This is a genomic window from Streptomyces sparsus, assembly GCF_054776295.1.
Map to the genome: position 1 here is coordinate 1 of NZ_BAAHCA010000868.1, position 2,071 is coordinate 2,071.

Below are 2,071 nucleotides of genomic sequence, written 5' to 3' on the forward strand. Positions count from 1 at the left end.
CCAGGCAGTACGGACGCGCCGCCTGACGCCCGCGACGGGCTGTCCCCGCGGGGCGTCCCGGCAGGCCCGCCACGGCCTGCCCGACCCGCGCGACCTGCGGGGACAGCCGCCGGGACGCGAATGTCAGAGGCCGGGTGCAGACTGACGGCAGCCTGGGACGACGACGTGCCGGGCGGAGAGAACGACATCCCGGAAGGTGTCCTCACATGGCTGCTGTCCTCCTCGCGGTCGGAACCCGCAAAGGCCTGTTCCTGTTCACCCGCGGACCCGACGGTTCGTGGGAGGCCGCGGCCCCGCACTTCGCCGACCAGGCGGTCTACGCCCTCGCCGTGGACACGCGGTCGGGTACACCCCGGCTGCTGGTCGGCGGCGACAGCGCGCACTGGGGGCCGTCCGTCTTCCGGTCCGACGATCTGGGAGCCAGCTGGCAGGAACCGCCCCGTCCGGCGGTGAAGTTCCCCGAGGACACCGGCACCTCCCTGGAGCGCCTGTGGCAGCTGGCGCCGGGGCCCGCCACCGAGCCGGAGGTCGTCTACGCCGGCACCGAGCCGGGTGCGTTGTACCGCTCGGATGACGGCGGCCGGTCGTTCGAGCTGGTCCGCCCGCTCTGGGAGCACCCGCAGCGGTCCCAGTGGGAGCCGGGCGGCGGCGGCCTCGGCCTGCACACCGTCCTGGTCGATCCCCGCGACCCCCGGGCGGTGACGATCGCGGTGTCCACCGGTGGCGTCTACCGCACGCAGGACGCGGGTGAGAGCTGGGCGCCGTCCAACCAGGGCGTGTCCGCGGTGTTCATGCCCGGTCCGGCCCCCGAGTTCGGCCAGTGCGTGCACAAGATCGCCCGCGACGCGGTGAACCCGGACCGCCTGTACCTCCAGAACCACTGGGGGGTGTTCCGCAGCGACGACGGCGGCGGCCGGTGGCAGGCCGTCGAGAACGGGCTGCCGTCCACCTTCGGCTTCCCGGTCGTCGCCCACCCGCACCGCGGTGACACCGCGTACCTGTTCCCGCTGAACGCGGACGCCGACCGGGTACCGGCCGAGCGCCGCTGCCGGGTGTACCGCACCGAGAACGCGGGCGAGAGCTGGGAACCGCTGCACGACGGCCTGCCCGAGGGCCCGCACCACGGACCGGTGCTTCGGGACGCCATGTGCACCGACGGAAACGACCCGGCCGGCGTCTACTTCGGCAACCGCAACGGCGAGCTGTACGCCAGCGCGGACGACGGCGACTCCTGGAGCCTCGTGGCCGCGCACCTGCCGGATGTGCTGTGTGTGCGGGCTGTGGCGCTGTGAGCCAGTAGAGTGACGCCCCGTGGCACCACGACCTTTGCACGAGATCGTCGAGTCCGGCTGGGCGAAGGCCCTCGAACCGGTGGCTGAACGGGTCGCCGCGATGGGGGACTTCCTCCGCGCGGAGATCGCCGCGGGGCGAACCTACCTACCGGCCGGCCCGCACGTGCTGCGCGCTTTCCAGCAGCCCTTCGACGAGGTGCGGGTACTGATCGTCGGTCAGGATCCGTACCCGACACCGGGGCACGCGGTCGGCCTGTCCTTCTCCGTCGCTCCGGAGGTGCGCAGGCTGCCCGGCAGTCTGGAGAACATCTTCCGCGAACTGCACACCGACCTCGGCCTGCCGCGGCCCTCGGGCGGCGACCTCACCCCGTGGACGCGGCAGGGCGTACTTCTGCTCAACCGCGCGCTCACCACCGCGCCGCGCAAACCGGCGGCGCACCGCGGCAAGGGCTGGGAGGAGGTCACCGAGCAGGCGATCCGGGCCCTGGCCGCCCGTGGCACCCCACTGGTGGCCGTGCTGTGGGGGCGCGACGCACGGGACCTGCGACCGCTGCTGGGCGGTGTGCCGACGGTGGAGTCCGCGCACCCCTCCCCCATGTCCGCGGACCGCGGCTTCTTCGGCTCGCGGCCGTTCAGCCGGGTCAACGACCTCCTGGCGCAGCAGGGGGCGGAGCCGGTCGACTGGCGGTTGCCGTGAACGAGTGGGTGCTCGGCGTCGACTCGGGCGGCTCGGGGTGGCGCGTCGCACTGGCCACGGCGCGCCCCACCGGCGGCGCGCT

General features: G+C 73.8%; 2 protein-coding genes. Both read left to right on the top strand.

The annotated features are described in order from the left end of the window. Positions 1–206: 206 nt before the first annotated feature. Entirely contained in the window at positions 207–1,292 is a 1,086-nt protein-coding gene (locus ACYVE9_RS24305; RefSeq protein WP_461030038.1) for a WD40/YVTN/BNR-like repeat-containing protein, read from the top strand. Positions 1,293–1,311: 19 nt separating this feature from the next. Further along, positions 1,312–1,989 (top strand): uracil-DNA glycosylase, encoded by a 678-nt coding sequence (locus ACYVE9_RS24310; protein WP_461030039.1) that lies wholly within the window; start codon positions 1,312–1,314, stop codon positions 1,987–1,989. The last annotated feature ends 82 nt before the right edge of the window (positions 1,990–2,071 follow it).

What these genes read in the sequence shown, in the direction of transcription:
- ACYVE9_RS24305 (WP_461030038.1), top strand. Translation starts at nt 207, where the DNA reads ATGGCTGCTGTCCTCCTCGCGGTCGGAACCCGCAAAGGCCTGTTCCTG.